The sequence below is a fragment of the Dyella sp. C9 genome, from assembly GCF_003332825.1.
In the GTDB taxonomy this organism is placed as follows: domain Bacteria; phylum Pseudomonadota; class Gammaproteobacteria; order Xanthomonadales; family Rhodanobacteraceae; genus Dyella.
Map to the genome: position 1 here is coordinate 203,993 of NZ_QIRF01000001.1, position 24,394 is coordinate 228,386.

Sequence of the window (24,394 nt, forward strand, 5' to 3'; positions counted from 1 at the left end):
ATGACAACGTTGTCTGCAATGACTCGCAAAAACTGTGACGATCGCCGTGAAAATGGCCGCGTGTAATTGCGTTCTGGGCGGCCGGCCCTTCCGTGCAACGCCGCGTTTTTATGCTGCGATGCATCGATAAATCAATGGTTTGCTGATAATCAACCGAATAGGCCGATGTTGCGACGCATCGATCGAGGGGCGTCGCGCCCCGCGCCTATGGATTTGCGATTGGCCGGAATGACAACGTTATCCATGGTTACCCTGGCATGATCCCCGGCCGGCCTGCCCATTCGGCGTGATGTCGAATGCCCCGACGAACTGCCATCCGCCCATCGGCAAGAGTGGGCCGGGTGGTCATCGATGCCACTGTTCGTCGCCACAGTCCGCAATTGATGCAGGCGGCCATGGCTGCGTCATCTTCCCCAAGGTCTTTTCAGGCTTTTCTTAGTCCATCGCGTACGGCCGCACACTACGCTCGCCGTGGCCATCGAGCCTGCGGGAACCGTCTCTACCCCCTTTCGAGCGGGCCCGCAGCGCTGGATGGCGCTCGTATCACATCGACGCAGTGGCGCTGGCCTTCCTTCGGTCGCGCGCATCGGCTCCCCTGGGGGCGCCTTTCAATGGAGGCTCATGACACGGACGTCCTCACCCGGGCGATGAGGCGTCCCGGCTTTTTGCACACGGGCACCATTGGCCAGTGCGCTGTCAGTGGACAGCGGCAACCAGGAGTGGCTACGGCAGTGCGGAAGGGAGCGGGCACTGTTTCCTGTTGGGTGGTTCTCTTTAACCATGGAATGGGGACGTTCATGAAGAAACAAATCGGTCCAGTCATGGTGGTACTGCTCGCCGGATGCGCTACAACGCACGGTACCTACAGGTCGTCCGTGGTTGATGCGAGTGGCAAAGATCTGGCGCCGGGCATTGCACTGACGGCTACCGGATCAGGCATCTATGCCGCAAGGAATGGCATGTGTGCAGCGAATCCCGGTGCGACGGTTCAGATCATCGATATCCAGACCGGGACGCCCTTGGCTGGTGAGAGTCCGTATACCTGCCGCAAATAGATTTGCGGGCAAGAAAAAGGGCTCCGCACGCGGAGCCCTTTTTTTGCACCTTGGAGCTGACGCTTACGCGACGTTCGGCTCGCTGAAAGCTTCGATTTCGCCCTTGAAGGCTTCCACCGGCACGCAGCTGCAGAACACGTTCTTGTCGCCGTAGACGTTGTCCACGCGGGCCACCGGCGACCAGTACTTCTGGTACTTCAGGCTGGGCAGCGGGAAGGCGGCCAGTTCGCGGGTGTAGGCGTGCTTCCATTCGGAAGCGGACACCATCAGCGCGGTGTGCGGGGCGTGCTTGAGCGGGTTGTCTTCGCGGTCCAGCTTGCCGGCTTCGATGGCGCGGATTTCGTTGCGGATCTGGATCATCGCGTCGATGAAGCGGTCCAGTTCGTACAGCGATTCGCTTTCGGTCGGCTCGACCATCAGCGTGCCGGCGACCGGGAAGCTCAGCGTCGGCGCGTGGAAGCCGAAGTCGATCAGGCGCTTGGCGACGTCCTCGGCACCGATGCCGGTGGTGTCCTTGATCGGGCGCACGTCGAGGATGCACTCATGGGCTACCAGGCCGTTACGGCCGGTGTAGAGCGTCTCGTAGTGATCCGCCAGGCGCTTGGCGACGTAGTTGGCATTGAGCAGGGCCACCTGGGTGGCGCGGCGCAGGCCGGCGTTGCCCATCATGGTGATGTACATCCAGCTGATCGGCAGGATCGAGGCCGAGCCGAAGCTGGCGGCGCTGACCATGCCCACTTCGCCTTCGCCGCCGAAGGTACGCGGGAGGAAGGGAGCAAGATGCGATTTCACCGCGCACGGGCCGACGCCCGGGCCGCCACCGCCGTGCGGGATGCAGAAGGTCTTGTGCAGGTTGAGGTGCGAGACGTCCGAGCCCCACTTGCCCGGCTTGGCCACGCCGACCAGCGCGTTCATGTTGGCGCCGTCGGTGTACACCTGGCCGCCGTGCGCGTGCACGATCTCGCAGATCTGGACGATGTCTTCCTCGAACACGCCGTGCGTGGACGGGTAGGTGATCATCAGCGCGGCGAGGCGCTCACTGAACTTCTCGGCGGCGCGCTTGATGTCCTCGACGTCCACGTTGCCGTTGGCGTCGCACTTGGTCACCACCACCTGCATGCCGCACATCTGCGCGGAGGCGGGGTTGGTGCCGTGGGCCGATTCGGGGATCAGGCAGATGTCGCGATGGCCTTCGCCACGCGAACGGTGATAGGCGCGGATGGCGAGCAGGCCGGCGTACTCACCCTGTGCACCGGAGTTCGGCTGCAGGCTGACGGCGTCGTAGCCGGTGCACTCCACCAGCATCGCTTCCAGCTCGTCGATGAGCTGCTTGTAGCCGGTGGCCTGGTCGGCCGGGGCCAGCGGATGGATGTTGGCGAATTCCGGCCACGTCACCGGGATCATCTCGGCGGTGGCGTTGAGCTTCATGGTGCAGCTGCCCAGCGGGATCATGGTGCGATCCATCGCCAGGTCCTTGTCGGCCAGCGAGCGCATGTAGCGCAGCAGCTCGTGCTCGCTGTGATGCGTGTTGAAGGCCGGGTGGGTGAGGAAGCTGGTCTTGCGCACCAGCTGCGGCGGCAGCGCGTCGTGCACGCTGGCGTCGAGGGCATCGATGTCGGCGATCTTGGCGCCGAACACTTCAGCCAGCGCGATAACGTCGGCGCGCGTGGTGGTTTCATCGAGGCTGACGCCGACGCTGTTGGCGTCGATCGCGCGCAGGTTGAAGCCGGCGGCGCGTGCCTTGGCATGCAGGGAGGTGGCGTCCACGCCGGTGACGTGCAGCGTATCGAAGAAGTGCGTGTTGGCGGCGACGCCAGCCTGGCGCAGCGCCACGAACAGGATCGATGCCAGGCGATGCACACGGCGGGCGATGCGGGTGAGGCCTTCCGGACCGTGGTACACGGCGTACATGCTGGCCATCACGGCCAGCAGCACCTGCGCGGTACAGATGTTGGAGGTGGCCTTCTCGCGGCGGATGTGCTGCTCGCGGGTCTGCAGGGTGAGGCGGTAGGCCGGCTTGCCTTCGGCGTCGATGGAGACGCCGATCAGGCGGCCCGGCATCGAGCGCTTGTAGCTGTCGCGGCAGGCCATGAAGGCGGCATGCGGGCCGCCGAAGCCGAACGGCACGCCGAAGCGCTGGGTGTTGCCCACCACGATGTCGGCGCCCCATTCGCCCGGCGCGGCGATCAGGGTGAGGGCGAGCAGGTCGGTGGCCACGCAGACCACGCCGTGGCGCGCATGAACCGCGTCGGCCAGGGCCTGGTAGTCGTTGATCTGGCCGAAGGTGTTGGGGTACTGCAGCAGCACGCCGTAGCTGTCGACGCTGGTCGCTTCGCTGTCGGCGCCGATGTGCAGGTCGATGCCCATCGCCTCGGCGCGGGTCTTGAGTACTTCCAGCGTCTGCGGGTGCACGGCGTTGGAAACGAAGAAGGTGTTGGACTTGGACTTGGCCGAGCGCTTGGCCAGGGTCATCGCCTCGGCGGCGGCAGTGCCTTCATCGAGCAGGGACGCGTTGGCGATCTCCATGCCGGTGAGGTCGGCGCACATGGTCTGGAAGTTGATCAGCGCTTCCATGCGGCCCTGCGAGATTTCCGCCTGGTACGGCGTATAGGCCGTGTACCACGCGGGGTTCTCCAGGATGTTGCGCAGGATGACGTTCGGGGTCAGCGTGCCGTAGTAGCCTTGGCCGATGAAGCTCTTGAACACCTGGTTCTTGTCGGCGATGGCGCGGATCTTGGCGATCGCTTCCACTTCGGTGATCGGTGCGGGCAGCGCGAGCGGCGCCGGCGACTTGATCTTGCCCGGCACGATGGCGTCGGTCATCGCTTCCAGCGAGTCGTAGCCGACCACGCCGAGCATGGTGGCGATTTCCGCATCGTTGGGGCCGATGTGACGCTCGATGAAGGCGTCGTGATGCTCGAGGTCGCGCAGGGAAGGATTGGCGTTCTGACTCATGGCAGGGGCGTCCGAAAGTAACGTGCAAGCCGCACGCAAAGCGCCCCTCTGTCCTTTTGCCTGAGAGTTTGGAAGCGACGGGTTCGATGAACCCAGGCTTCGTGCCCCTTCGGCGCCGGATTGAACCGGTCTCTCCAGAGTTTTGCGCGAGTGATGGTCTTGGGCCTGAGCGATTACGGGCGTTGCGCCTTCGGCAGCGGCTCGCACCGCTTCTCCCACCACACGCTAAACCACAATTATAAGGGGCCAGCGCCCGGAATGCCTCCCCGCCGGAGGGTATGCTTCAGCTGGCGAGGCCACGGTCTCACTCCGTCCAAGACTGTCCGCGAGCGCCCATGAGCATGCACAAGCCCCCGTTCCAGCTGGCCCGGATCGACCACGTGGTGCTGCGGGTGCGCGATATGGCGGCCATGCAGCGGTTTTACTGCGAGGTGCTGGGCTGTCGCGAGGAGCGCCGGCAGGATGAGATCGGCCTGGTGCAGCTGCGCGCCGGCGACTCGCTGATCGACCTGGTATCGCTGGACGGCCGGCTGGGCCGCCTGGGCGGGGAGGGCCCTGGGGCCCAGGGGCACAACATGGACCATCTCTGCCTGCAGGTGGAGGGGTACGACGAGGCGACCATCGTGGCGTACCTCCAGGCCCATGGCGTCAGAGTGGGCGACATCGGCTCGCGCTACGGGGCCAAGGGCGAGGGCCCGTCCATCTACCTGTATGACCCCCAGGGCAACATGGTCGAGTTGAAAGGGCCGCCGTGCGCCTAACGCACCCCGGTCTGCGCTTTCACCTGGTGGTCGCAAGATTTTGTCTATGGTGAGCGGCTGTAAGGCCCGGCCGCGCGAATGCCATGCGGCCGGTGGTGCCCCGTCCCTGGCATGCCGGAGTCCGGCGCCAAGGGAAAGCTGCGTTCGCTGTCGCCGCCCACCGTTCCACTCCCGCGTTCAACCCATACAGGAGAACGAGCATGGCGACGTACATCACGCTGACGCATCTGACCGAGCAAGGCATGCGGTCGATCAAGGACACCACCAAGCGCGCCGAGGCCCTGCAGGCCATCGCGGGGAAATTCGGCGCCAAGGTCAAGGATGTCTACTGGACGTTTGGCCGCTACGACATCGTGACCATCATCGAGGCGGCTGACGAGCAGTCCGCGCTGGCCTTCGGCCTGACCGTGAGCGCTGCAGGGAACACGCGCTCGGAATTGTTGCGTGCCTTCACGGGGCCGGAGATACAGGCTGCGCTGGGCAAGTTGGCGTAGGACGCTTCATCCGGGGCGGACCAGGCCCGGATCAGGGGCTGGTCCCTCCCGGAGGGCGGTACATCGGCGGTCAACCCTGCGGTATGCCCGTCATGTCCGGCAGATGGTGTGCGATGCCCTTGTGGCAATCGATGCAGGTCTTCTCACCCGTACCCAGCCAGCGCTTGTGGATCTCGGCGGCGCGGGTCGATTGCCGCGTGAGGTCCATCGACGCGTAGTTGTGGCAGTTTCGACACTCCAGCGAGTCATTGGCCTTCAATCGCGCCCACTCGTGCTGGGCCAGTTCCAGCCGGTGGTCGAGGAACTTCTCGCGGGTGTCGACCGTGCCGAACAGCTTGCCCCAGACCTCCTTGGAGGCCTGCATCTTGCGGGCGATCTTGTCGGTCCAGTTGTGCGGCACATGGCAGTCGGGGCAGGTGGCGCGCACGCCGGAGCGGTTGGTGTAGTGGATGGTGGTTTTCAGTTCCTGATAGACGTCGTCGCGCATCTCATGGCAGCCCACGCAGAAGGCTTCGCGGTTGGTGGCCTCCAGGCCGGTATTGAAGGCGCCCCAGAAGATCACGCCGGCAATGAAGCCGCCCAGGGTGAGGAAGCCGAGGCTGTAATGCACGCTCGGCCGCCGCAACGTCTGCCACATGGCGACCAGCCAGTTCCAGATCCGCTTCCACATGGTCAGTTCGCCTTCTGCTGCGGCTGGGCGGCTTGCTGCTCGGACAGGATCGTGTCGATGTCCTTGAAGTTGTTGGATACCAGCGGCTTGGCGTCGGTCTGCACCACATGGCACTGGTTGCAGAAGTAGCGGCGCGGCGAGATGGTGGCGAGGAACTGGTCGTCGCGGTCCATGTAGTGGGTGACGCTGCCCGGCGGCGCCTGGAACTTGTCCGCGTTGGCGCGCGAGTGGCAGAGCAGGCAACGGTTGGAGTTCTTGTCGATCTGGTAGTTGTCGATGCTGTGCGGGATGGTTGGCGGCTGCATGGGATAGGCGCGATTGCGCTTGATGTCGGTGTTCTCGACATGGGCCATCAACGGCGGATCGCCTTCCTGATTGATGGGTATGCCGCGACGCATGGCGTCGATCTGCTGCCCTGCCGGCGGCGCCTCGGCCGTGCCCGCGCCCGCCGGCTGCATGTACGGCCCGGTGGACGTGGTGGCGACGGGTTGTGGCGGTGCGGGTGTGGTCTTGCGGCCCACGGCATAGCCGATGGCGACGGCCACCAGCACGACCAGCAGGGCGATGGCGATGAGCGGCTTGTCACGCATGGTCGCTGCCCTCCTAGACCGCCACGACCTTGACGGCGCATTTCTTGTAGTCGGTCTGCTTGGAGATCGGGTCGGTGGCGTCCAGCGTCACCTTGTTGATCAGCTGGCCGGCATCGAACCAGGGCACGAACACCACGCCCTTGGGCATGTGGTTGCGGCCGCGGGTTTCCACGCGCGAGCGCATTTCCCCTCGACGGGAAACCACCTTCACCTGGTCGCCGCGCTTGAGCCCGCGCGACTTGGCGTCGTCGGGATTCATGAACACCACGGCTTCGGGAAAGGCGCGATACAGTTCGGGCACGCGCATGGTCATCGAACCGGAGTGCCAGTGCTCAAGCACGCGCCCGGTCGACAGCCACAGGTCGTATTCCTGGTCGGGCATTTCCGCGGGCGGTTCATAGGGCAGCGCCCAGATCACCGCCTTGCCGTCGGGGTTGCCGTAGAACTGGAAACCGGTGCCGGCCTTGACGTAAGGATCGGAACCTTCGCGGTAACGCCAGCGCGTTTCCTTGCCATTGACCACCGGCCAGCGTAGTCCGCGCGCCTTGTGATAATCGTCGAATGGCGCGAGGTCATGGCCGTGGCCACGGCCAAAGGTGGCGTATTCCTCGAACAGGCCCTTCTGCACATAGAAGCCGAACGCGGCCGCCTCGTCGTTGTCGTAGCCGGCCTCGATCTCCGCATTGGGGAACTTGTCCACGTTGCCGTTGCGGTAGAGCACGTCGAACAGCGTCTTGCCCTTGAACTGCGGGTTGGCGGCGAGAATGTCGGCGGGCCAGCACTCGTCGGTGGTGAAGCGCTTGGAAAATTCCATCAGCTGCCACAGGTCCGACTTGGCCCCGTCGGGTGCCTTCACCAGCTGGTGCCAGAACTGCGTGCGTCGTTCGGCATTGCCGTAGGCGCCTTCCTTCTCCACCCACATCGCCGCGGGCAGGATCAGGTCGGCCGCCTGCGCGGTGACCGTGGGATAGGCATCGGACACCACGATGAAGTTGCGTGGGTCGCGATAGCCGGAGTAAGTCTCCTGCATCAGGTTGGCGCCTGCCTGCATGTTGTTGTTGACCTGCACCCAGTAGGCATTGAGCAGGCCATCGTGCAGCTTGCGGTTCTGTTCCACCGCGTGGAAGCCGGGCTTGGGCTGGATGATGCCGTGCGGGATCTTCCAGATATCCTCGGCATGCTTGCGGTGCTCGGGGTTGGTCACCACCATGTCCGCCGGCAGGCGATGGCTGAAGGTGCCGACCTCGCGCGCGGTGCCGCAGGCGGAAGGCTGGCCGGTAAGCGAGAACGGGCTGTTGCCGGGCGTGGAGATCTTGCCGGTGAGCAGGTGCAGGTTGTAGACCATGTTGTTGGCCCACACGCCGCGCGTGTGCTGGTTGAAGCCCATGGTCCAGAACGACACCACCTTGGTGTTCGGGTCGGCGTAGAGTTCGGCCAGCTGTTCCAGCCAGCCCTTTTCCACGCCGGTCATTTCCACGGCCTTTTCGAGCGTATAGGGCTTGACGAAGTCGGCGAACTGCTCGAAGTCGATCGGCTCGCTGGCGTTCGGGTCCTTGGCGTTCTTGGCCTTCAGTTCCAGCGGATTGTCCGGGCGAAGGCCGTAACCGATGTCGGTGACACCGCGCTTGAAGGTGGTGTGCTGGTTGACGAAATCCTTGTTGACCTTGCCGCTCTGGATGATGTGGTTGGCGATGTAGTTGAGGATCACCAGGTCGGTCTGCGGCGTAAATACGATCGGGATGTCGGCCAGCTCGAAGCTGCGATGCTCGAAGGTGGACAGCACCGCCACCTTCACGTGCGGGTTGGAGAGCCGCCGGTCGGTAACACGCGTCCACAGGATGGGATGCATCTCGGCCATGTTGGAGCCCCACAGCACGAACGCATCGGTGGCCTCGATGTCGTCGTAGCAGCCCATCGGCTCGTCCATGCCGAAGCTGCGCATGAAGCCCATCACGGCCGACGCCATGCAATGGCGCGCATTCGGGTCGATGTTGTTGCTGCGGAAGCCGCCCTTGAACAGCTTGTTGGCGGCGTAGCCTTCCCACACCGTCCATTGGCCGGAGCCGAACATACCGATGGCGGTGGGGCCTTTCTCCTTGAGCACGCGCTTGAACTGCGCGGCCATCACGTCGAAGGCTTCGTCCCAGCTCACCTCGGTGAACTCGCCATCCTTGGCGTAGGCGCCGTTCTTCTTGCGCAGCAGCGGCGCAGTAAGGCGATCGCCGCCGTACATGATCTTGGAAAGGAAATAACCCTTCACGCAGTTGATGCCGCGATTCACCTCCGCCAGCTGGTCGCCGTGGGTGGCGACCACGCGGCCATCCTTCACGGCAACGTTGACGCTGCAGCCGGTGCCGCAGAAACGGCACGGCGCCTTGCTCCATTTGAGCTGGGTGAGGTCGCCTTCGAGCAAGACGTTGCTGGCTTCCACGGGCAGCGCGATGCCGGCGACATTCGCTGCGATCGCCACCGCCGTGTTACGGATGAACTCCCGTCGCGTCATGCTCATACATCGCGTCCTCAGATCGGGAAGGTCGGGCGTACCGGAACATCCAGCTCGTCGCGGGGTTCGGCATGGTGGTAGATCAGCGACACGTTGATGACGCCGGGCAACGCCTCCAGTGCATCGATGTGGTCGACGATGGCGCGCTGGTTGTCGGTCTCGCACAACAGCACGCAGCGGCTCTCCGCGTGGGTGGCGATTTCCAGTTCGGGGTGCGCATCCACGAAGGACTGCAGGCGATCGAAGGCGTCGGGCCGGTACAGCAGCATCAGGCTGGAGATATGAAGCTCGTCGCGCATGCTCAGCTCCCCGGTGGACCGCTGACGAACATCTGCCAGAACCATACGGCGAAGCCGAAGGACGCGATGATCATGATGGTGACTACGGGAAAGAGCACCACGGTCAGCAGCAGGAAGGCGGTGCGCTCCCGCTTCTGGACGAGCTTGTCTGGTGCGGTCCCCATGCGTACCTCGGCGGGCTCTCGCGCTGCATCGCGTTTCGACCGGAAAGCTTTGCTTAGGACAATCCCCGCGAAGTGAAACCGCCGTGAAGCGATGGGTGGCAGTGGCAACAGGCCATGTGGCGCTATATAGACGTCTATATGACGATGGGTTCATGACCGGGGTGTGGGTCAGCGATCGCGGACGGCACATTATTGGTGGCGCGGTGGTGCTGGGAGGGGCCTCCGCTGATCAGCGGGGCGTTCGTTGCGCCGGGGAGGCCAGGCGGTCGGGGTGGGTGTAGACGTTATGGCTGCCCGGTCGGGTGAAGCCGACCAGGGTGATATGCGCGTCGCGCGCCAGTTCTATCGCCAGCGCGGTGGGCGCGGAGATGGCGGCGAGCAGGGGGATGCCTGCGCTGGCGGCCTTGGTCACCATTTCGTAGCTGGCGCGACTGGTGACCAGCGCCATGCCCTGTTGGGCATCGACGCCTGCGCGCTGCATGGCGCCGATCAGCTTGTCGAGCGCGTTGTGGCGCCCGACGTCTTCGCGCAGCAGCAGCAGGTTGCCGTCGGCGTCGGCCCAGGCGGCGGCGTGCACAGCGCCGGTGGCCTGGTTGATCGGCTGGTTGCCCTGCAGCTGTCGCTGCGCGGCTTCGAGCGCTTCGCGGCAGATGGCGGTGCCTTCGCCCACCGGATGGTGGTGGCGGACGGCATGCTCCAGCTCGCGGGTGCCGCAGATGCCGCAGCCGCTGCGGCCGGGCAACAGGCGGCCGCGGGTGCCGTCCAGTCGGGCCGCCGGAGCGTTGTCGGTGACGCGCATGGCCAGTTCGATGCCTTCGAGCAGAGGGTGGATCTCCAACTGCAGCAGTTGCGCCGGCTCGTCGATCAGTCCTTCGCTCAGCGAAAAGCCCAGCGCAAAGTCGTCGAGGTCGTGCGGGGTGGCCATCATCACGGCGAAGGTGACGCCGTTGTAGACCATCGCCACCGGAATCTCTTCAGCGACCAGGTCATCCTTGACGGTGGCTTCGCCGTGGCGCCAGCGCTCGACCGAGCGCCGCACATATCCCGGCATGTCGCCGCTTGGCGGCGTGCTCAAGCGACACTCGCGGCGCAAGCCGGCCGTGCCGACCCGCTCTTGCTGCCGCCGGGTTTCGGGTGATCTTTCTGAGGCAAGCCGGCCATCAGCACACTCCGCTCATCGTCTCGTCGCGCCGGCAGGTGCCGGAGCCCGTATGCGCACGCCCAGTATGTCCATGTTCCGTGAAGACGCGGGTCACGAGAAGCACATCGCGCCACCGCGATCATAGGGCGTGCGGGCCGCCTCTTGCGTCATGAGGGCGCGACGTTGAGCATGGGGCTCCCGCAACGCCTGGTGGATCGCCTCAACGCCGATGATCCGTTACGCCGATGCACTGCACCGAGTGCTGGACCATGCGGCCACCCTGGCGGCGGCGCCGTGCAGGACAGTCGACGCCTTGGGCCGCGTGCTGGCGCAGGCGGTCACCAGTCCGCTGGCCTTGCCCTCGTTCGACCATGCCGCCATGGATGGCTATGCGTTGTATGCCCGCCAGCCATTGGCCGCCGGCTCCGAACACGCCGTGCTGGGCTCGCAGGCAGCGGGGGATGATTCGCGGGCATCGGCGGGCATGGCCTGGGAGATCATGCCCGGCGCCAGTCTGCCGGACGGGCTCGATGCCGTGGTGCCGGTGGAGCGCACCGAGCTGCTGGCCCGCCATGACGATGGGGCACCGGCACGCATCCGTCTGCTGGACAGCGTGCGCGCCGGCGACAACGTCCGGCTTGCCGGTTCGGACGTGGCGCCCGGCGCGGCGGCACTGGCCGCGGGCACACGGCTTGGACCCGCCCAGCTGATGCTGCTGGCCGCGTTGGGCGTGGCGCAGGTGCCGGTGGTGCGCCGTGCTCGCGTGGCCGTGATCTGCACCGGCAAGGAACTGGTGGCCGATCCGGCGCTCATGCTGGGCAGTGGCCAGATCCACAATTCCAACGGTCCCTATCTGGTGGCCGCCTTGGCGTTGGCCGGGGCCGAAGTGCTGTCGTGCGAAACCGTGGACGACACGGCGGTGACCTTCGCCTCCGCCCTGCAGCGCGCGCGGGAGGCGGGTGCCGACCTGATCGTCAGTACGGGTGCGGTGTCCATGGGGCGCTACGACTTCGTGCCCGACATGCTCGGCCAACTGGGTGCCGTCGAACTGTTCCATAAGGTGGCGATGCGACCCGGCAAGCCTTTGCTGGCCGCCGTGCTTGGCAAGGGGCCGCTGGTGTTGGCCTTGCCCGGGACCCCTATGGCGGTGGCGGTGGGGCTGCGCTTCTTCGTGGCGCCGGTGCTGCGTGCCATGGCGGGCCAGCCCGCCGAGCCGGGCTGGCGTGCGGTGCTGGATACGCCGCAGCAGCCCAAGGCGGGCCTGCGCCATTTCCTGCGCGCTCGCCTGCGGCAGGGCGAGGACGGGCGGCTGCACGCCAGTGTGCTCGACCATCCGCAACCCTTCCGGATCCAGCCGTTCGCCGAGGCGGATGCCTGGGTGGTATTGCCCGAAGAAGCCGGCGAGGTGCCGGCGGGCGCCCTCGTCGAAATCACCAGCCTGCAACCATGGCAGGCGTTTACCGTGACTCAAGCGCCGGCGGAGCGCCGGCCGGGGAACCAGGCATGAAACTGCAGATCGAGGGGCAGCACCTGCGCGTGCGCATTGGCGAGGAGGAGCTGGCGCAGCTGCTGGCGGGCGAGGCGATCGCCTCGCGTACCCGCTTCGGCCGCGCCTTCGCGCTGGCCTGCACGCTGCGCCTGGGCGCCGGGGTGGAGGTCAGTGGAAGTGCTGGCGACTGGCAGGTGGTACTGCCCGATGCGGCGGTACGCGAGCACGCTACGCGGCTGCCCACGCGCGAGGGCCTTGGCTTTCGCCTAGCGGGCGAGGGCGGGAAGGACGAACTGGAGCTGCTGTTCGACGTGGACGTGCGCGACAGCGTGCGCCAGCGGCGACCGCACTGACGACATCGCGCGGACCGGAGTTGGGCTACTCTCGGCCGCGCCCGAGGCTATCTTCTACAAGGAGAATCGCGGTGAAGCACATGCGCTTGCAGTGGTTGTTTGCTTTGGGCTTGTGGCTGGCATCCGTAACGCTGTGGGCGGCGGAGGCAAACATCACGGTGGCCGCGGCGGCCGACCTGCACCATGCGATGGATGATGTGGTCGGGGCTTACCAGCACGATCATCCCGGCAGCCACATCGACGTGGTCTACGGTGCCTCGGGCAACCTGCTGACCCAGATCGAGCAGGGGGCGCCGTTCGAGTTGTTCTTCTCAGCCGATAGCGATTACCCGCAGCAGCTTGTCGCGCACGGCAAGGCCGGTGGTACACCGGTGCCGTACGCGGAAGGCCACCTGGTGCTGTGGAGCGCGAGCATCGACATGCGCCAGGTGCAAGTGACCGACCTCGCCCAGGCGCGCTTCGGCCGCATTGCCATCGCCAACCCGCAACATGCGCCCTACGGCAAGCGCGCCGAACAGGCGTTGCGTGCCGCCGGCGTGTGGGACAGCCTGCAGTCGCGCCTGGTGTTCGGCGAGAACATCGCCCAGACCGCCCAGTTTGCGCAGAGCGGCAATGCGCAGGTAGGCGTGATCGCCGAGTCGCTGGCCCTGGGCATGCCCAACCAGGGCAGCTATGTGCTGGTGCCGGCCTCGCTGTACCAGCCACTGCTGCAGAGCTTCGTACTGACCAAGCGGGGCGCGGACAGTGCGCTGGCGCGCGATTTTGCGCAATACGTGCAGTCGGCACCGGCGCGGGCGATCCTCGAGCGCTATGGTTTCCGCCTGCCTGGGGCGGCGCACTGAGTCGCGCGATGGGCTTTCTTTCCAGCCAGGACGTGCAGGCGCTGTGGCTCACCTTGCGCCTGGCCGGCACGGTGACCGTGCTACTGCTCGTGCTGGGCATGCCACTGGCCTGGTGGCTGGCCCACACGCATTCGCGCTGGCGGCGGCCGGTGGCCGCGGTGGTGGCCCTGCCGCTGGTGCTGCCGCCGACCGTGCTGGGCTTCTACCTGCTGATGTTGCTGGGGCCCGATGGGGCGATCGGACGCCTGATCGCCGCCGCCGGCCTGTCGGCCCTGCCGTTCACCTTCCGCGGCCTGGTGGTGGCCTCGATGCTGTATTCGCTGCCCTTCGTGGTGCAGCCACTGCAGAACGCCTTCGAGGCCGTGGGCCAGCGGCCGCTGGACGTGGCCGCGACGCTGGGCGCGGGGCCGCTGGATCGCTTCGCCTCCATCGCCTTGCCGCTGGCGGTGCCGGGCGTGGTTACCGCCACCGTGCTTGGCTTCGCGCACACGGTGGGCGAATTCGGCGTGGTGCTGATGATCGGCGGCAACATTCCCGGCCAGACGCGGGTGTTGTCGATGCGCATCTATGACCACGTGCAGGCGGGTGAGTATCACCAGGCCAACGTGCTGTCGCTGTGCCTGCTGGTGGTGTCGTTCGCCGCGCTGCTGGCGATGTCGCTGCTGCGTCCCGGCAGGCATGCCCGTGACTGAATCCCCGCGTGGTCTCGATGCACGGCTGGCCTGGCGCCGCGGCGAGCTGGCGCTTGACGTGGACTTGGCGCTGCCGCCGCGTGGCAGCACGGCCTTGTTCGGCCCTTCCGGCGCCGGCAAGACCAGCTGCCTGCGCGCCATGGCGGGGCTGGAGCGCGCGGCGGCGGGGCGGGTGTCGTTCGGCGATACCGTATGGCAGGACGACAGCCACCGCGTGTTCGTGCCGGCGCATCGCCGCCGGCTGGGTTATGTGTTCCAGGAGGCCAGCCTGTTCAGCCATCGCTCGGTGGCCGGCAACCTCGACTACGGCTTCCGGCGGGCGGGGCGGCCGGCGCATCTGCGCCGTGACGAGCTGATCGACCAGTTTGGCGTGCGCCCATTGCTGCAGCGGCGCGTGGGCGGGCTGTCCGGCGGTGAGCGTCAGCGCGTTGCCATGGTGCGTGCGCTGCTCGCCGATCCGCAGCTACTGCTGTTCGACGAGCCCCTGTCCGCACTGGATGCGTTGGCACGTTCCGAATTGCTGGGTTGCCTGGAACGGCTGCATGCCACGCTGGCGGTTCCCATGGTGTACGTCAGCCACAGCATCGACGAGGTGGCTCGCCTGGCCGATCATCTGGTGCTGATGGACGCCGGCCACGTGGTGGCGCAGGGCTCCCTGCAGGCGACGCTGACCCGGCTGGATCTGCCGCCGCCGCTGGCGGAGGCCGTGGGGGCGGTGATCGAGGGTACGGTGGTGGGTTATGACGCCCACGACCAGTTGATCGAGCTGGACTTCCAGGGCGGGCGCCTGTGGCTGCCGTATCGCCACGAGCAGGTCGGCCAGCGCCTGCGCTGCCGCATCGGGGCGCGCGACGTGACGTTAACGGGGGCACCGCACCCGGACAGCAGCGCGCTGAACGACATCCGCTGCCGGGTGGTCGCCATGGCTGATGCCGACCACCCCTCGCAATGCCTGGTGCAGCTCGATGCCGCCGGCTGCCTGCTGCTGGCGCGCATTACCCGCCGTTCCTGGCACGCGCTGGCGCTGGCGCCGGGGCGCGAGGTCTGGGCGCAGGTCAAAGCCGTGGCGCTGGGCGCATGAACGGCGTGCAACACGCGATTGTGCGGCCAGCGGGCCGTCACCATAATCGAATCGACGGCAATCCTTGCGAATGGCGATGTCCATGACGGAGCTCATCAGCGTTGCTGCAGCCGCGGACCTGATCGCGCGCCACATGCCGGATTTCGGCAGTGAGCGGGTCGGGCTGGTGCGGGCTGCCGGTCGCGTGCTGCGCCAGGCGGTGCGGGCCGAGCACGACCAGCCGCCGTTCGATCGCGTGATGATGGATGGCATTGCCGTGCATTGGCAGGCAACACCGCCGTCCAGCTATCCGCTGCTGGGGCGGCAACTGGCCGGCATGACCCGCCAGTCGCTGGCTAGCGAGGGTGGCTGCCTGGAAGTGGCCACCGGCGCCATGCTGCCGCTGGGCTGCGATTGCGTGATTCCGGTGGAGCAGTTGCAACGCGAAGGCGAGGCCTATCGCCTGATCAACGGCTACCAGCCCGCGCGCGGGCAATTCATTCACCCGCGCGCGTCGGACTGCCGGGCCGGCGCCGAACTGCTCAACAGCGGCATCGTGCTCGGCGCGCCCGAAATGGCCCTGCTGGCGGCCAACGGATATGCCTCGGTAGAGGTGGGCATGGTGCCATCGATCGCCATCGTCTCCACCGGCGATGAGCTGGTGGCGGTGGATGCGCCGATCGGGGAAGGGCAGATCCGCCGCTCCAACGACATCGCCATCGCGGCGGCGTTGCGGCAGCACGGACTGGATCGCCTGAGCCTGGTACACGTGGCCGACGACGAAACCCTCATCGGCGACACGCTGGCGCGGCTGCTGGCGCAACACGATGCACTGATTCTTTCCGGCGGGGTGTCGATGGGGCAACGCGATTTCGTGCCGGCCGCGCTCGCCGCGCAGGGCGTGCATCGCGTGTTCCATCGCATCGCGCAAAAGCCCGGCAAGCCGATGTGGTTCGGCGTGGGGCCGCGCGGGCAGGCGGTGTTTGCCGTGCCCGGCAACCCGGTATCTGCGCTGGTGTGCGCCATCCGCTATGTGCGTCCGGCATTGCTGGCGGCGATGGGCATGACTGTTCCGGCGCCAGAGGCAGTGTGCCTCGACGCGGCGGCGGATACGCAACCGTCCCTGACCTGTTTCGTGCCCGCCCACGTGCAGAGCGACACCCATGGCGTGCTCAGGGCCCGGCCGGTGCCGGCCCGCACTTCGGGGGATTTCGCCTCGCTGCCCCACACGCACGGGGTGATCGAACTCGCTCCGGCATCGGGGCCGGCCGTGGCCGGCAGCGTGGCAACCTTGCATCGGTGGTGACATGAGCCAGCAGCCCGCCCGTGAGCTTGCCACCGAAACGCTGCCGCTGGACCAGCGCGGACGCCGGCTGCACGACCTGCGCATCTCGGTGATGGATCGTTGCAATTTCCGTTGCCCGTACTGCATGCCCGAGGCGACTTACGGCGAGCATTTCGCCTTCCTGCGCAATGACGAGCGACTGGATTTCGACGAGATCGAGCGCCTGTGCCGCGTGGCCGCCAGCCTCGGCGTAAGCAAGTTGCGGCTGACCGGCGGCGAACCTCTGCTGCGGCCCCATCTGGCCGAACTGGTGGAGCGCCTGCGTCGCCTGGATGGCATCACCGACCTGGCGCTCACCACCAACGGCGTGCTGCTGGCGCGGCACGCCACCGAGCTGCGCGACGCCGGTCTGGACCGCGTGACCGTGAGCCTGGATACGCTTGATCCCGCCCTGTTCCATCGCATGAGCGGCGGGCGCGGTGCGCTGGACGAAGTGCTGGCCGGCATCGAGGCGGCGCACGCAGCCGGCTTTCCCCGCGGGCTCAAGCTCAACACCGTGGTACAGCGCGGGGTGAACGAGGCCAGCGTGCTGGACCTGGTGGAGCGCTTCCGCGGCAGCGGCATCGTCGTGCGTTTCATCGAGTACATGGACGTGGGCAACCGCAACCACTGGAATGCCGGCGACGTGGTGCCCTCGCGCGAACTGCTCGAACGCATTGGCGCGCGCTGGCCGTTGCAGGCGTTGCCGCCCAAGTACCCCGGCGAAGTGGCCACGCGCTATCGCTTTGTCGACGGGGCGGGCGAGGTCGGCATGATCTCCTCGATCAGCCAGCCGTTCTGCGGTGGCTGCGCGCGCGCGCGGCTGTCGTCCGAGGGCATGCTGTACACCTGCCTGTTCGCCACGCACGGCACCGACCTGCGCGCGCCCCTGCGCGGCGGCGCCAGCGACGAGCAGCTGCAGGCCTTGCTGCGCGACGTATGGCTGCGCCGGGCCGACCGCTACAGTGAAGAGCGGGCCCGCCATCGCGCCGCCACGGAGCACAAGATCGAAATGCATTACATCGGCGGCTGACGGCCCATGGATGCATCCGGGCCTAGACGTTTCCTTAATGCCGGCCCTGCCTGACCAGACCATAATCGACATGCATCATCCGCTTCGGAGTGCCTTGTGAACCCCACGCCCGCCACGCTTTCGCACGTCGACGAGTCGCAGCAGCCGCGCATGGTCGACGTGGGCGCCAAGCCACAGACGCGTCGTACCGCGCGAGCGCGGGCGAGGGTGAGGTTTCCGGCCGAGGTTGCCCGCGCATTGCATGCCGCCGGCTACGTCACGCCCAAGGGCGCGGTGCTCACCGTGGCGCAGATCGCTGGCGTGATGGGTGCCAAGGCCACGCCGCAACTGATCCCGCTGTGCCACCCGTTGAGCATCGACCGCTGCGACATCGCCATCGTCATGGAAGGTGATGACGCGCTGGTCGATTGCACGGTGTCCTGCCACGGCAGTACCGGCGTGGAGATGGAGGCGCTGACCGGTGCCGGCATCGCGGCGCTGACCATCTACGACATGTGCAAGGCGATGTCCCACGATATCGTGATCGCCGAGATCCGCCTGCTCGCCAAGAGCGGCGGCAAGCGCGACTTCGCAACCGAGGAGCTGGCATGAGCACGCATTCGGCACCGTTGTACGGCCTGCTGTTGAGCGGTGGCGCAAGCCAGCGCATGCGCCAGGACAAGGCCGCGCTGGCGTATCGCGGCGAGCCACAGTTGCTGCGTGCATGGCGGCTGCTGGACGCGGTGATCGGGCGCGCCTTCGTTTCGGTGCGCGAGAACCAGCGCGCCGACCCGCTGCGCGCCCGCCTGCCGCAGATCGTGGACAGCTTCGATGCGGTAGGGCCGGCGGCCGGCATCCTGTCGGCGCAGCGGCGGCATCCGGATGTCGCGTGGCTGGTACTGGCCTGTGACCTGCCGTTGCTGGATGCGACAACTTTGCGGCAACTGGTGGAAGCGCGCGACCCCACGGCCGATGCGACGGCCTTCACCAGTCGACACGACGGGTTACCCGAACCGTTGTGCGCGATCTGGGAGCCGTCCAGCCATGCCTTGCTGCGCGAGCGCTACGAGGCCGGCAACTACTGCCCGCGCAAGGCGCTGCTGCAGCTGCGCACCGTGCTGCTGCCGGCACCCGGCACGGCGCTGGACAACGTCAACACCCCCGAAGAGCGCGTCGAGATGGAGCAGCGGCTGGAGTCGATGGCATGACCGTGGTGAACCTTCAGTATTACGCCCAGCTGCGCGAACAGGCCGGCATGGGCGGCGAGCAGCTGGCGACGGCTGCAGCCACCTTGCGCCAGTTGTATGAGGAACTCTGCGCGCGGCACGATTTCACGCTGGCCGCCGACGCGCTGAAGGTGGCGGTGAACGCGCAGTTCTGTGGTTGGGACCATCCCTTGCGCGAAGGGGATACCGTGGTGTTCATTCCGCCCGTGGCAGGTGGCTGATGCATTTCCGTCTCGCCAGCGAAGCATTCGATACGGCGCCACTGCGTGATGGCCTGCAACAACCGGGATGCGGTGGCTTCTGCGCTTTCGAGGGCTGGGTGCGCGACAGCAACGAGGGGCGCCAGGTCGACGGGCTTTCCTATGAGGCCTATGCCGAGCTGGCCTTGGCCGAGGGCGAGCGCATCGTCGAGGAGGCCATTGCACGCTACGGCATAGGCGACGCATGTTGCGTGCATCGCACCGGCGACCTGGCCATCGGCGATCTCGCGGTATGGGTGGGCGCGTCCGCGGCGCACCGCGACGAGGCCTTCCGCGCTTGCCGCTACATCATCGACGAGATCAAGCACCGCCTGCCGATCTGGAAGAAGGAACACTACGTCACCGGCGAGTCCGCCTGGGTGGCCTGCACGCACGCCTATCGCGAACACGAGCACGAAAGTGACCACGCCCATCGTCACCATGAACCGGCTGCCGCGTTCGCGCCCGACTATTCGCGGCAGCTGCGCCTGCGGGAAGTGGGCGAAGCAGGGCAGGCCAGGCTCGCCGCATCGCGCGTGCTGGTGATCGGCGCGGGCGGACTGGGCTGCCCAGTGATCAGCTATCTCGCCGGTGCCGGCGTGGGCACGCTGGGCATCGTCGACGGAGACCGGATCGATGCGAGCAACCTGCACCGCCAGACCTTGTATGGCATGCGCGACATCGGTGAGCTCAAGGTAGATGCGGCGCGTCGTCGTGTTACCGCGCTCAACCCGGCCGTGCAGGTGCAGACCTGGAGCAAGCCGCTGGACGCGGACAACGCCGTCGAGGTGTTTGGCCAGTTCGACCTGGTGGTCGAATGCACCGACGACATGCGCAGTCGCTACCTGAGCAACGACGCTGCCGTGCTCAGCGGCACGCGGCTGATCCTGGCCAGCGTGTACCAATACGAAGGACAGCTGCAGGTGATCGAGCCGGGCGCGGCGTGCCTGCGCTGCCTGTGGCCGCACGAACCCGCACCGGATGAGGTGGGCAGCTGCGTATCGTCCGGCGTGCTGGGCCCGGTGCCCGGTACGCTCGGTGCCATGCAGGCGATGGAGGCGTTGAAGCTGCTGCTGGACCTGCCGCGTCCGCGCGAGCCGGCGTTGCTGCTGGTGAACCTGCTGGACATGGGCATGACACGGCTGCCGATCGACGCCCGTCGCGGATGCGCGCTGCACGGTGGTTGTGCGTCGGTCGCCCGCCGGGCACTGGAACGCGATCCGGGGGAGGCCGACATCGCCCTGCATTTCGACGTGCTGGAGGAGGCGCTGGCGGCCGGATTCCAGTTGGTCGACCTGCGCGAGACTAAGGAGATCATCGCCGAGCCACTGGGTGTTGCAGCGGCGCGCCAGATTTCCTCGGCGCAGATCCTCGCGCATGCCGGCGAGTTCGCGCAGGGCAGGTGGCTGCTGGTGTGTGCCAGTGGGCGACGCAGTGCGCACGCGGCGCGACTGCTGCGCGCCGAGGGCCTGCACCAGGTGCATTCGTTGGCCGGCGGTGTGAGTGCGTTGCGCGTGACGGGTTGAGTGCTGCACGGGATGTGCAGGAAAACCCGATCTCCAGAAACGAAAAAGCCCGCATCGCTGCGGGCTTCTTCTATAATTGGTGCCCAGGAGAGGACTCGAACCTCCACGGTTTTACCCGCTAGTACCTGAAACTAGTGCGTCTACCAATTCCGCCACCTGGGCAGGTGTCCCGCAGTGATTTCTCAGCTGCGTGAGCCGCGTAGATTAGGCATGTGTTGGTGAGTTGTCAACTATTCTTTCACTAAATTTTTTTCGGACCGCGGTGTTCGCGGTACCGACCCGACAGAAGGCAAGGAAGTGACCAGAAAAAAAGAACCACGCAAAGGCAAGCAGGACGCCACATTCAGCCCCCCCAAGGCCCCGAAGAAGGGAGCCGCGCGGACGCGTCGCTCGGCGCTCGATCCGTCGCTGGGACGCGTGGGGCAGGTGGATGATCCGCATGCCGAACGCGAAGCCCAACGCTATGAGCGGCCCATCCCCAGCCGTGAAGCGATCCTCGCCCTGCTCGAACAGCGCGGCGAACTGTTGACGGAGGCGCGCATCGCCGATGCGCTGTCGCTGCGCGACGAGTACGAACTCAATGCCCTGCGCAAGCGCCTGGGCGCCATGGTGCGCGACGGCCAACTGCTGCTGGGCCGTCGTGGCGGCTATGCACCGGCCAACAAGCTCGACCTGATTCCCGGCGTTGTGCTGGCCAACGCCGAAGGCTACGGCTTCCTGCGTCCGGATGACGGCGGCGACGATCTCTACCTGTCGCCTCAGCAGATGCGCTCGGTGCTGCATGGCGACCGCGTGCTGGCCAGCGTGGTCGGCATCGACCGCCGCGGCCGCAAGCAGGGCGCCATCGTGGAAGTGCTGCAGCGTCGCTCGCCGCGCCTGGTGGGTCGCGTGGTGATCGAGAACGGCGTGATGCTGGTGGCCCCGGACGACCGTCGCCTGCACCAGGACGTGATGATCGTGCCCGGCCAGGACATGGGTGCACGCTCCGGCCAGATCGTGGTCGCCGAGATCACCGACCCGCCGACGCCGCATCGCGGACCGCTGGGCGCGATCCGCGCCGTGCTGGGCGAACGCCTGCAGCCGTCGTTGCTGGTGGAGATGGCGATTGCCAGCCACGACCTGCCACACGAATGGCCTGACGCCGTGATACGCGAGGCCGCCCAGGTCGAGCCGCAGGTGACCGCCGCCGAGCGCGAGGGCCGGGTCGACCTGCGCTCGCTGCCGCTGGTCACCATCGATGGCGCCGACGCCCGCGACTTCGACGACGCCGTGTACGCTGAGCCGCGCCGCGGTGGTGGCTATCGGCTGGTGGTGGCGATCGCCGACGTCTCGCACTACGTCAAGGTGAGCTCAGCGCTGGACAAGGAAGCCTACGAGCGCAGTACCTCCACCTATTTCCCCGGCTTCGTGGTGCCGATGCTGCCGGAGACGCTGTCCAACGGCATCTGCTCGCTGAACCCCAAGGTCGAACGCCTGTGCATGGTGTGCGACATGGTGGTGGATGACAACGGCGAGGTGGTGCGCTCGAAGTTCTACGACGCGGTGATGCGCTCGCACGCGCGGCTCACCTATGACCGCGTGTGGCAGGCCATCGGCCTCAACGACGCCGACGCGCGCCACGAGCTGGCCGATGTGCTGCCCCAGCTGGAGCACCTGCATGGCCTCTACAAGTTGATGGCCGAGCAGCGCAAGCGCCGCGGCGCCATCGATTTCGAGACGCCGGAAGTGAAGTTCCGCCTCGACCAGCGCGGCGAAGTGGAGGCCATGGGCGCCACCGAGCGCAACGACGCGCACAAGCTGATCGAGGAATGCATGATCGCCGCCAACGTGCAGGCGGCGTTGTTCCTGGAAAAGAAGAAGATCCCTGCGCTGTTCCGCGCGCACGAACCGCCGCCGGCCGAGAAGTACGAAGACCTGCAGCAGTTCCTGCGCGAGTTCAAGCTGCGCATGCCGTCGGTGGAGGAGGTGACTCCGGCGGACTTCTCCGATGTGTTGCGCCTGGTGAAGGATCGCCCCGAGCGCGAACTGATCCAGTCGGTGCTGTTGCGTGCGCAGAGCATGGCGGCCTACCAGCCGGACAACCGTGGCCACTTCGGCCTGGCGCTGGATGCCTACGCGCACTTCACCTCGCCGATCCGGCGTTATCCCGACCTGCTGGTGCATCGCGCGATCCGCTACGCGATCGCAGGTGGCAAGCCCTCCGGCTACAGCTACACCGCCGGCGAGATGGCGGCCATGGCCGTGCATTGCTCGCAGCGCGAGCGTCGCGCCGAGGAAGCCGAGCGCGACGTGGACGAGCGCTTCAAGTGCGCCTGGATGTCCAAGCACGTGGGCAGCGAGTTCGAGGGCACCGTCACCGGCGTCACCTCGTTCGGCCTGTTCGTGGAACTGGACGAGTCGAAGGTGTCGGGCCTGGTGCACATCAGCCAGCTGTCCAACGACTATTACCACTTCGATCCGGTGCGCCATCTGCTCAAGGGCGAACGCAGCGGCATGCAGTTCCGGCTGGGCGACCACGTGCGCATCCAGGTGCTGCGCGCCTCGCTGGAGGATCGCAAGATCGACTTCCGCCTGGTCTCGCCACGCAAGGAAAAGAGCGTGGCGCCGCCCACCACCGAGCGCCGCTACGACTATGCCGCCGCAGGCGACCGTTATTCGCTGCCGCACGCGCGCAAGGCGACGCCACGGCCCGCGCCGCGCGATAATGCCGGCCCCGAGCTGGCGCTGCCGCCGTTGCCCCCGCTGGATCGCAAGGCCAAGCCCAAGGCTGGCCCGGCGAAGAGTGAGGGCAAGGGCGTGCTCGCCAAGGTGAAATCGGCGGCCAAGGGCAAGCTCAAGGCGGTGAAGGCCGCCGCGTCCAAGGCCACCGCCAAGGCCCGCAAGGCCAGCAAGAATAAAGGCAAACGATGAGTGAGAGTTGGATCGTCGGGATCAACCCGGTCGAAGGCGCGCTGAGCAACGACGCCGCGCGCGTGCGCGAGCTGCTGGTGGAGCAGGGCCAGCGCAATGCGCGCGTGCAGGAACTGGCCACGCGCGCCAAGGCGCTGAACATCCCCGTGCACCACCGCCCGCGCGAGCAGCTGGATCGGCTGGCCGGCGAGGCGCGCCACCAGGGCGTGGTGGCGCGCTATGAGGCGCCGCCGATGGGCAGCGAGAACGACATCGAAGGCCTGCTGGAAGCGGCTGGCCAGGATGCGCTGGTGCTGGTGCTCGATGGCGTGACCGATCCGCACAACCTCGGCGCCTGCCTGCGCAGCGCCGCGGCGGCCAGGGCCACCATGGTGATCGTGCCCAAGGACCGCGCGGTCGGCCTGACGCCGGTGGTGCGGCGTGCTTCGGCCGGCGGCGCCGACCGCGTGCCGCTGATCGCCGCCACCAACCTGGCGCGTGCGCTGCGCACGCTCAAGGATGCCGGCGTGTGGATCACCGGCCTGGCTGGCGACACCGATACGTCGATCTACAGCGTCGACATGCGTGGCCCGGTGGCCCTGGTGCTGGGCAGCGAGGGCGAGGGCATGCGCCGGCTGACCCGCGAGACCTGCGATTTCGTGGCAAAGATCCCGATGCCTGGCGCGATGGAGAGCCTCAACGTCTCCGTTGCCACCGGCGTCGTCCTGTTCGAGGCATTGCGGCAAAGGAGTGAAAAGCGATGACGTTCCTGTGGCACGACTGGGCGGGTTATATCGGCGTGGTGCTGGTGTTGCTGGCGTTCCTGCTGCTGCAGGCGCACAAGCTGCATGGCAATGGACTGCTCTATCAGCTGATGAACGTGCTGGGCGCGCTGGGCGTGGCGCTGTCGCTACTGTTTGGCGTGTCACCGATGAACTGGCCGGCGTTCCTGATGCAGCTGGCGTGGATCTGCATCGGCATCTACGGCATCCTGCATTCGGCGCGCGCCCGCCGTGAGGCACGCGAACTGGGCAGCAAGATCGGCTGATCGGGGCGTTCAGGCAGCCCGTGTAGAATGGTGTGGCTGGCTCCGCAATGGGGCCAGCCCTG

At 66.8% G+C, this 24,394-nt stretch carries 24 protein-coding genes, 1 tRNA gene and 1 riboswitch; of the genes, 17 read left to right on the forward strand and 8 right to left on the reverse strand.

Going from position 1 to position 24,394, the window contains the following annotated elements:
* Positions 1–797 precede the first annotated feature (797 nt).
* A complete protein-coding gene (locus DVU99_RS00900; protein ID WP_114238591.1) occupies positions 798–1,055 on the forward strand; it encodes a hypothetical protein in 258 nt (85 codons plus the stop codon).
* Positions 1,056–1,118: 63 nt separating this feature from the next.
* Here DVU99_RS00900 and gcvP read toward each other — a convergent pair whose 3' ends face one another.
* Complete coding sequence (gene gcvP / locus DVU99_RS00905) at positions 1,119–4,010, reverse strand: aminomethyl-transferring glycine dehydrogenase (RefSeq protein WP_114238322.1); 2,892 nt, start codon at positions 4,008–4,010, stop codon at positions 1,119–1,121.
* Positions 4,011–4,048: 38 nt separating this feature from the next.
* A riboswitch (glycine riboswitch) is annotated at positions 4,049–4,158 on the reverse strand.
* A gap of 193 nt (positions 4,159–4,351) precedes the next feature.
* On the opposite strand from gcvP, the gene DVU99_RS00910 reads away from it, so the two are divergent.
* Entirely contained in the window at positions 4,352–4,771 is a 420-nt protein-coding gene (locus DVU99_RS00910) for a VOC family protein (RefSeq protein WP_114238323.1), read from the forward strand.
* Positions 4,772–4,971: 200 nt separating this feature from the next.
* A complete protein-coding gene (locus DVU99_RS00915; RefSeq protein WP_114238324.1) occupies positions 4,972–5,265 on the forward strand; it encodes a GYD domain-containing protein in 294 nt (97 codons plus the stop codon).
* Positions 5,266–5,335: 70 nt separating this feature from the next.
* On the opposite strand, the gene DVU99_RS00920 is transcribed toward DVU99_RS00915, so the two are convergent.
* The 6 genes from DVU99_RS00920 to fdhD form a co-directional block, all read right to left on the reverse strand.
* Complete coding sequence (locus DVU99_RS00920; RefSeq protein ID WP_114238325.1) at positions 5,336–5,935, reverse strand: cytochrome c3 family protein; 600 nt, start codon at positions 5,933–5,935, stop codon at positions 5,336–5,338.
* Positions 5,936–5,937: 2 nt separating this feature from the next.
* Entirely contained in the window at positions 5,938–6,525 is a 588-nt protein-coding gene (locus DVU99_RS00925; RefSeq protein WP_114238326.1) for a nitrate reductase cytochrome c-type subunit, read from the reverse strand.
* 13 nt (positions 6,526–6,538) lie between these two features.
* Positions 6,539–9,034: a periplasmic nitrate reductase subunit alpha gene (napA, locus tag DVU99_RS00930; RefSeq protein WP_114238327.1), complete on the reverse strand. Its 2,496-nt coding sequence runs from the start codon at positions 9,032–9,034 to the stop codon at positions 6,539–6,541.
* An 11-nt stretch (positions 9,035–9,045) separates the two neighbouring features.
* Complete coding sequence (locus DVU99_RS00935) at positions 9,046–9,327, reverse strand: chaperone NapD (protein WP_114238328.1); 282 nt, start codon at positions 9,325–9,327, stop codon at positions 9,046–9,048.
* 2 nt (positions 9,328–9,329) lie between these two features.
* Positions 9,330–9,491: a periplasmic nitrate reductase, NapE protein gene (locus tag DVU99_RS00940; protein ID WP_114238329.1), complete on the reverse strand. Its 162-nt coding sequence runs from the start codon at positions 9,489–9,491 to the stop codon at positions 9,330–9,332.
* A 229-nt stretch (positions 9,492–9,720) separates the two neighbouring features.
* Complete coding sequence (fdhD, locus tag DVU99_RS00945; RefSeq protein ID WP_114238330.1) at positions 9,721–10,542, reverse strand: formate dehydrogenase accessory sulfurtransferase FdhD; 822 nt, start codon at positions 10,540–10,542, stop codon at positions 9,721–9,723.
* A 319-nt stretch (positions 10,543–10,861) separates the two neighbouring features.
* Here fdhD and glp point away from each other — a divergent pair, with 319 nt between their 5' ends.
* The 11 genes from glp to DVU99_RS01000 all read left to right on the forward strand — a co-directional run bounded on the left by glp (position 10,862) and on the right by DVU99_RS01000 (position 20,395).
* A complete protein-coding gene (glp, locus tag DVU99_RS00950; protein ID WP_114238331.1) occupies positions 10,862–12,139 on the forward strand; it encodes a gephyrin-like molybdotransferase Glp in 1,278 nt (425 codons plus the stop codon).
* Entirely contained in the window at positions 12,136–12,474 is a 339-nt protein-coding gene (locus DVU99_RS00955; protein ID WP_114238332.1) for a hypothetical protein, read from the forward strand. The genes glp and DVU99_RS00955 overlap by 4 nt, the downstream gene beginning before the upstream one ends.
* 80 nt (positions 12,475–12,554) lie before the next feature.
* On the forward strand, positions 12,555–13,316 hold the full coding sequence (gene modA, locus DVU99_RS00960) for a molybdate ABC transporter substrate-binding protein (RefSeq protein WP_232823412.1): 762 nt from the start codon (positions 12,555–12,557) through the stop codon (positions 13,314–13,316).
* An 8-nt stretch (positions 13,317–13,324) separates the two neighbouring features.
* Positions 13,325–14,008, forward strand: a complete 684-nt coding sequence (gene modB / locus DVU99_RS00965) for a molybdate ABC transporter permease subunit (RefSeq protein WP_114238334.1) — start codon at positions 13,325–13,327, stop codon at positions 14,006–14,008.
* A complete protein-coding gene (modC, locus tag DVU99_RS00970; RefSeq protein ID WP_198670141.1) occupies positions 14,001–15,089 on the forward strand; it encodes a molybdenum ABC transporter ATP-binding protein in 1,089 nt (362 codons plus the stop codon). The genes modB and modC overlap by 8 nt, the downstream gene beginning before the upstream one ends.
* Positions 15,090–15,171: 82 nt before the next feature.
* Complete coding sequence (locus DVU99_RS00975) at positions 15,172–16,374, forward strand: molybdopterin molybdotransferase MoeA (RefSeq protein ID WP_198670142.1); 1,203 nt, start codon at positions 15,172–15,174, stop codon at positions 16,372–16,374.
* A gap of 1 nt (position 16,375) precedes the next feature.
* Positions 16,376–17,425, forward strand: coding sequence for a GTP 3',8-cyclase MoaA (gene moaA, locus DVU99_RS00980; RefSeq protein ID WP_114238337.1), 1,050 nt, complete (start codon positions 16,376–16,378; stop codon positions 17,423–17,425).
* Between the two features lie 96 nt (positions 17,426–17,521).
* Positions 17,522–18,016, forward strand: a complete 495-nt coding sequence (moaC, locus tag DVU99_RS00985; RefSeq protein ID WP_255412902.1) for a cyclic pyranopterin monophosphate synthase MoaC — start codon at positions 17,522–17,524, stop codon at positions 18,014–18,016.
* Positions 18,013–18,612 (forward strand): NTP transferase domain-containing protein, encoded by a 600-nt coding sequence (locus tag DVU99_RS00990; protein WP_114238338.1) that lies wholly within the window; start codon positions 18,013–18,015, stop codon positions 18,610–18,612. The genes moaC and DVU99_RS00990 overlap by 4 nt, the downstream gene beginning before the upstream one ends.
* Positions 18,609–18,851 (forward strand): MoaD/ThiS family protein, encoded by a 243-nt coding sequence (locus DVU99_RS00995; RefSeq protein ID WP_114238339.1) that lies wholly within the window; start codon positions 18,609–18,611, stop codon positions 18,849–18,851. The genes DVU99_RS00990 and DVU99_RS00995 overlap by 4 nt, the downstream gene beginning before the upstream one ends.
* Positions 18,851–20,395: a ThiF family adenylyltransferase gene (locus tag DVU99_RS01000; RefSeq protein ID WP_114238340.1), complete on the forward strand. Its 1,545-nt coding sequence runs from the start codon at positions 18,851–18,853 to the stop codon at positions 20,393–20,395. Before DVU99_RS00995 ends, DVU99_RS01000 begins: the two co-directional genes overlap by 1 nt.
* 77 nt (positions 20,396–20,472) lie before the next feature.
* Here DVU99_RS01000 and DVU99_RS01005 read toward each other — a convergent pair.
* Positions 20,473–20,557 (reverse strand) — tRNA-Leu (locus DVU99_RS01005).
* Positions 20,558–20,821: 264 nt separating this feature from the next.
* Here DVU99_RS01005 and rnr point away from each other — a divergent pair.
* From rnr to DVU99_RS01020, 3 genes are read left to right on the forward strand one after another with little or no spacing between them, the layout of a single operon-like run.
* A complete protein-coding gene (gene rnr / locus DVU99_RS01010; RefSeq protein WP_232823414.1) occupies positions 20,822–23,305 on the forward strand; it encodes a ribonuclease R in 2,484 nt (827 codons plus the stop codon).
* The gene (rlmB, locus tag DVU99_RS01015; RefSeq protein WP_114238342.1) at positions 23,302–24,048 is read left to right on the forward strand and encodes a 23S rRNA (guanosine(2251)-2'-O)-methyltransferase RlmB; all 747 of its coding nucleotides are present in this window, start codon (positions 23,302–23,304) and stop codon (positions 24,046–24,048) included. Before rnr ends, rlmB begins: the two co-directional genes overlap by 4 nt.
* A complete protein-coding gene (locus tag DVU99_RS01020; RefSeq protein ID WP_114238343.1) occupies positions 24,045–24,332 on the forward strand; it encodes a hypothetical protein in 288 nt (95 codons plus the stop codon). The genes rlmB and DVU99_RS01020 overlap by 4 nt, the downstream gene beginning before the upstream one ends.
* Positions 24,333–24,394 lie beyond the last annotated feature (62 nt).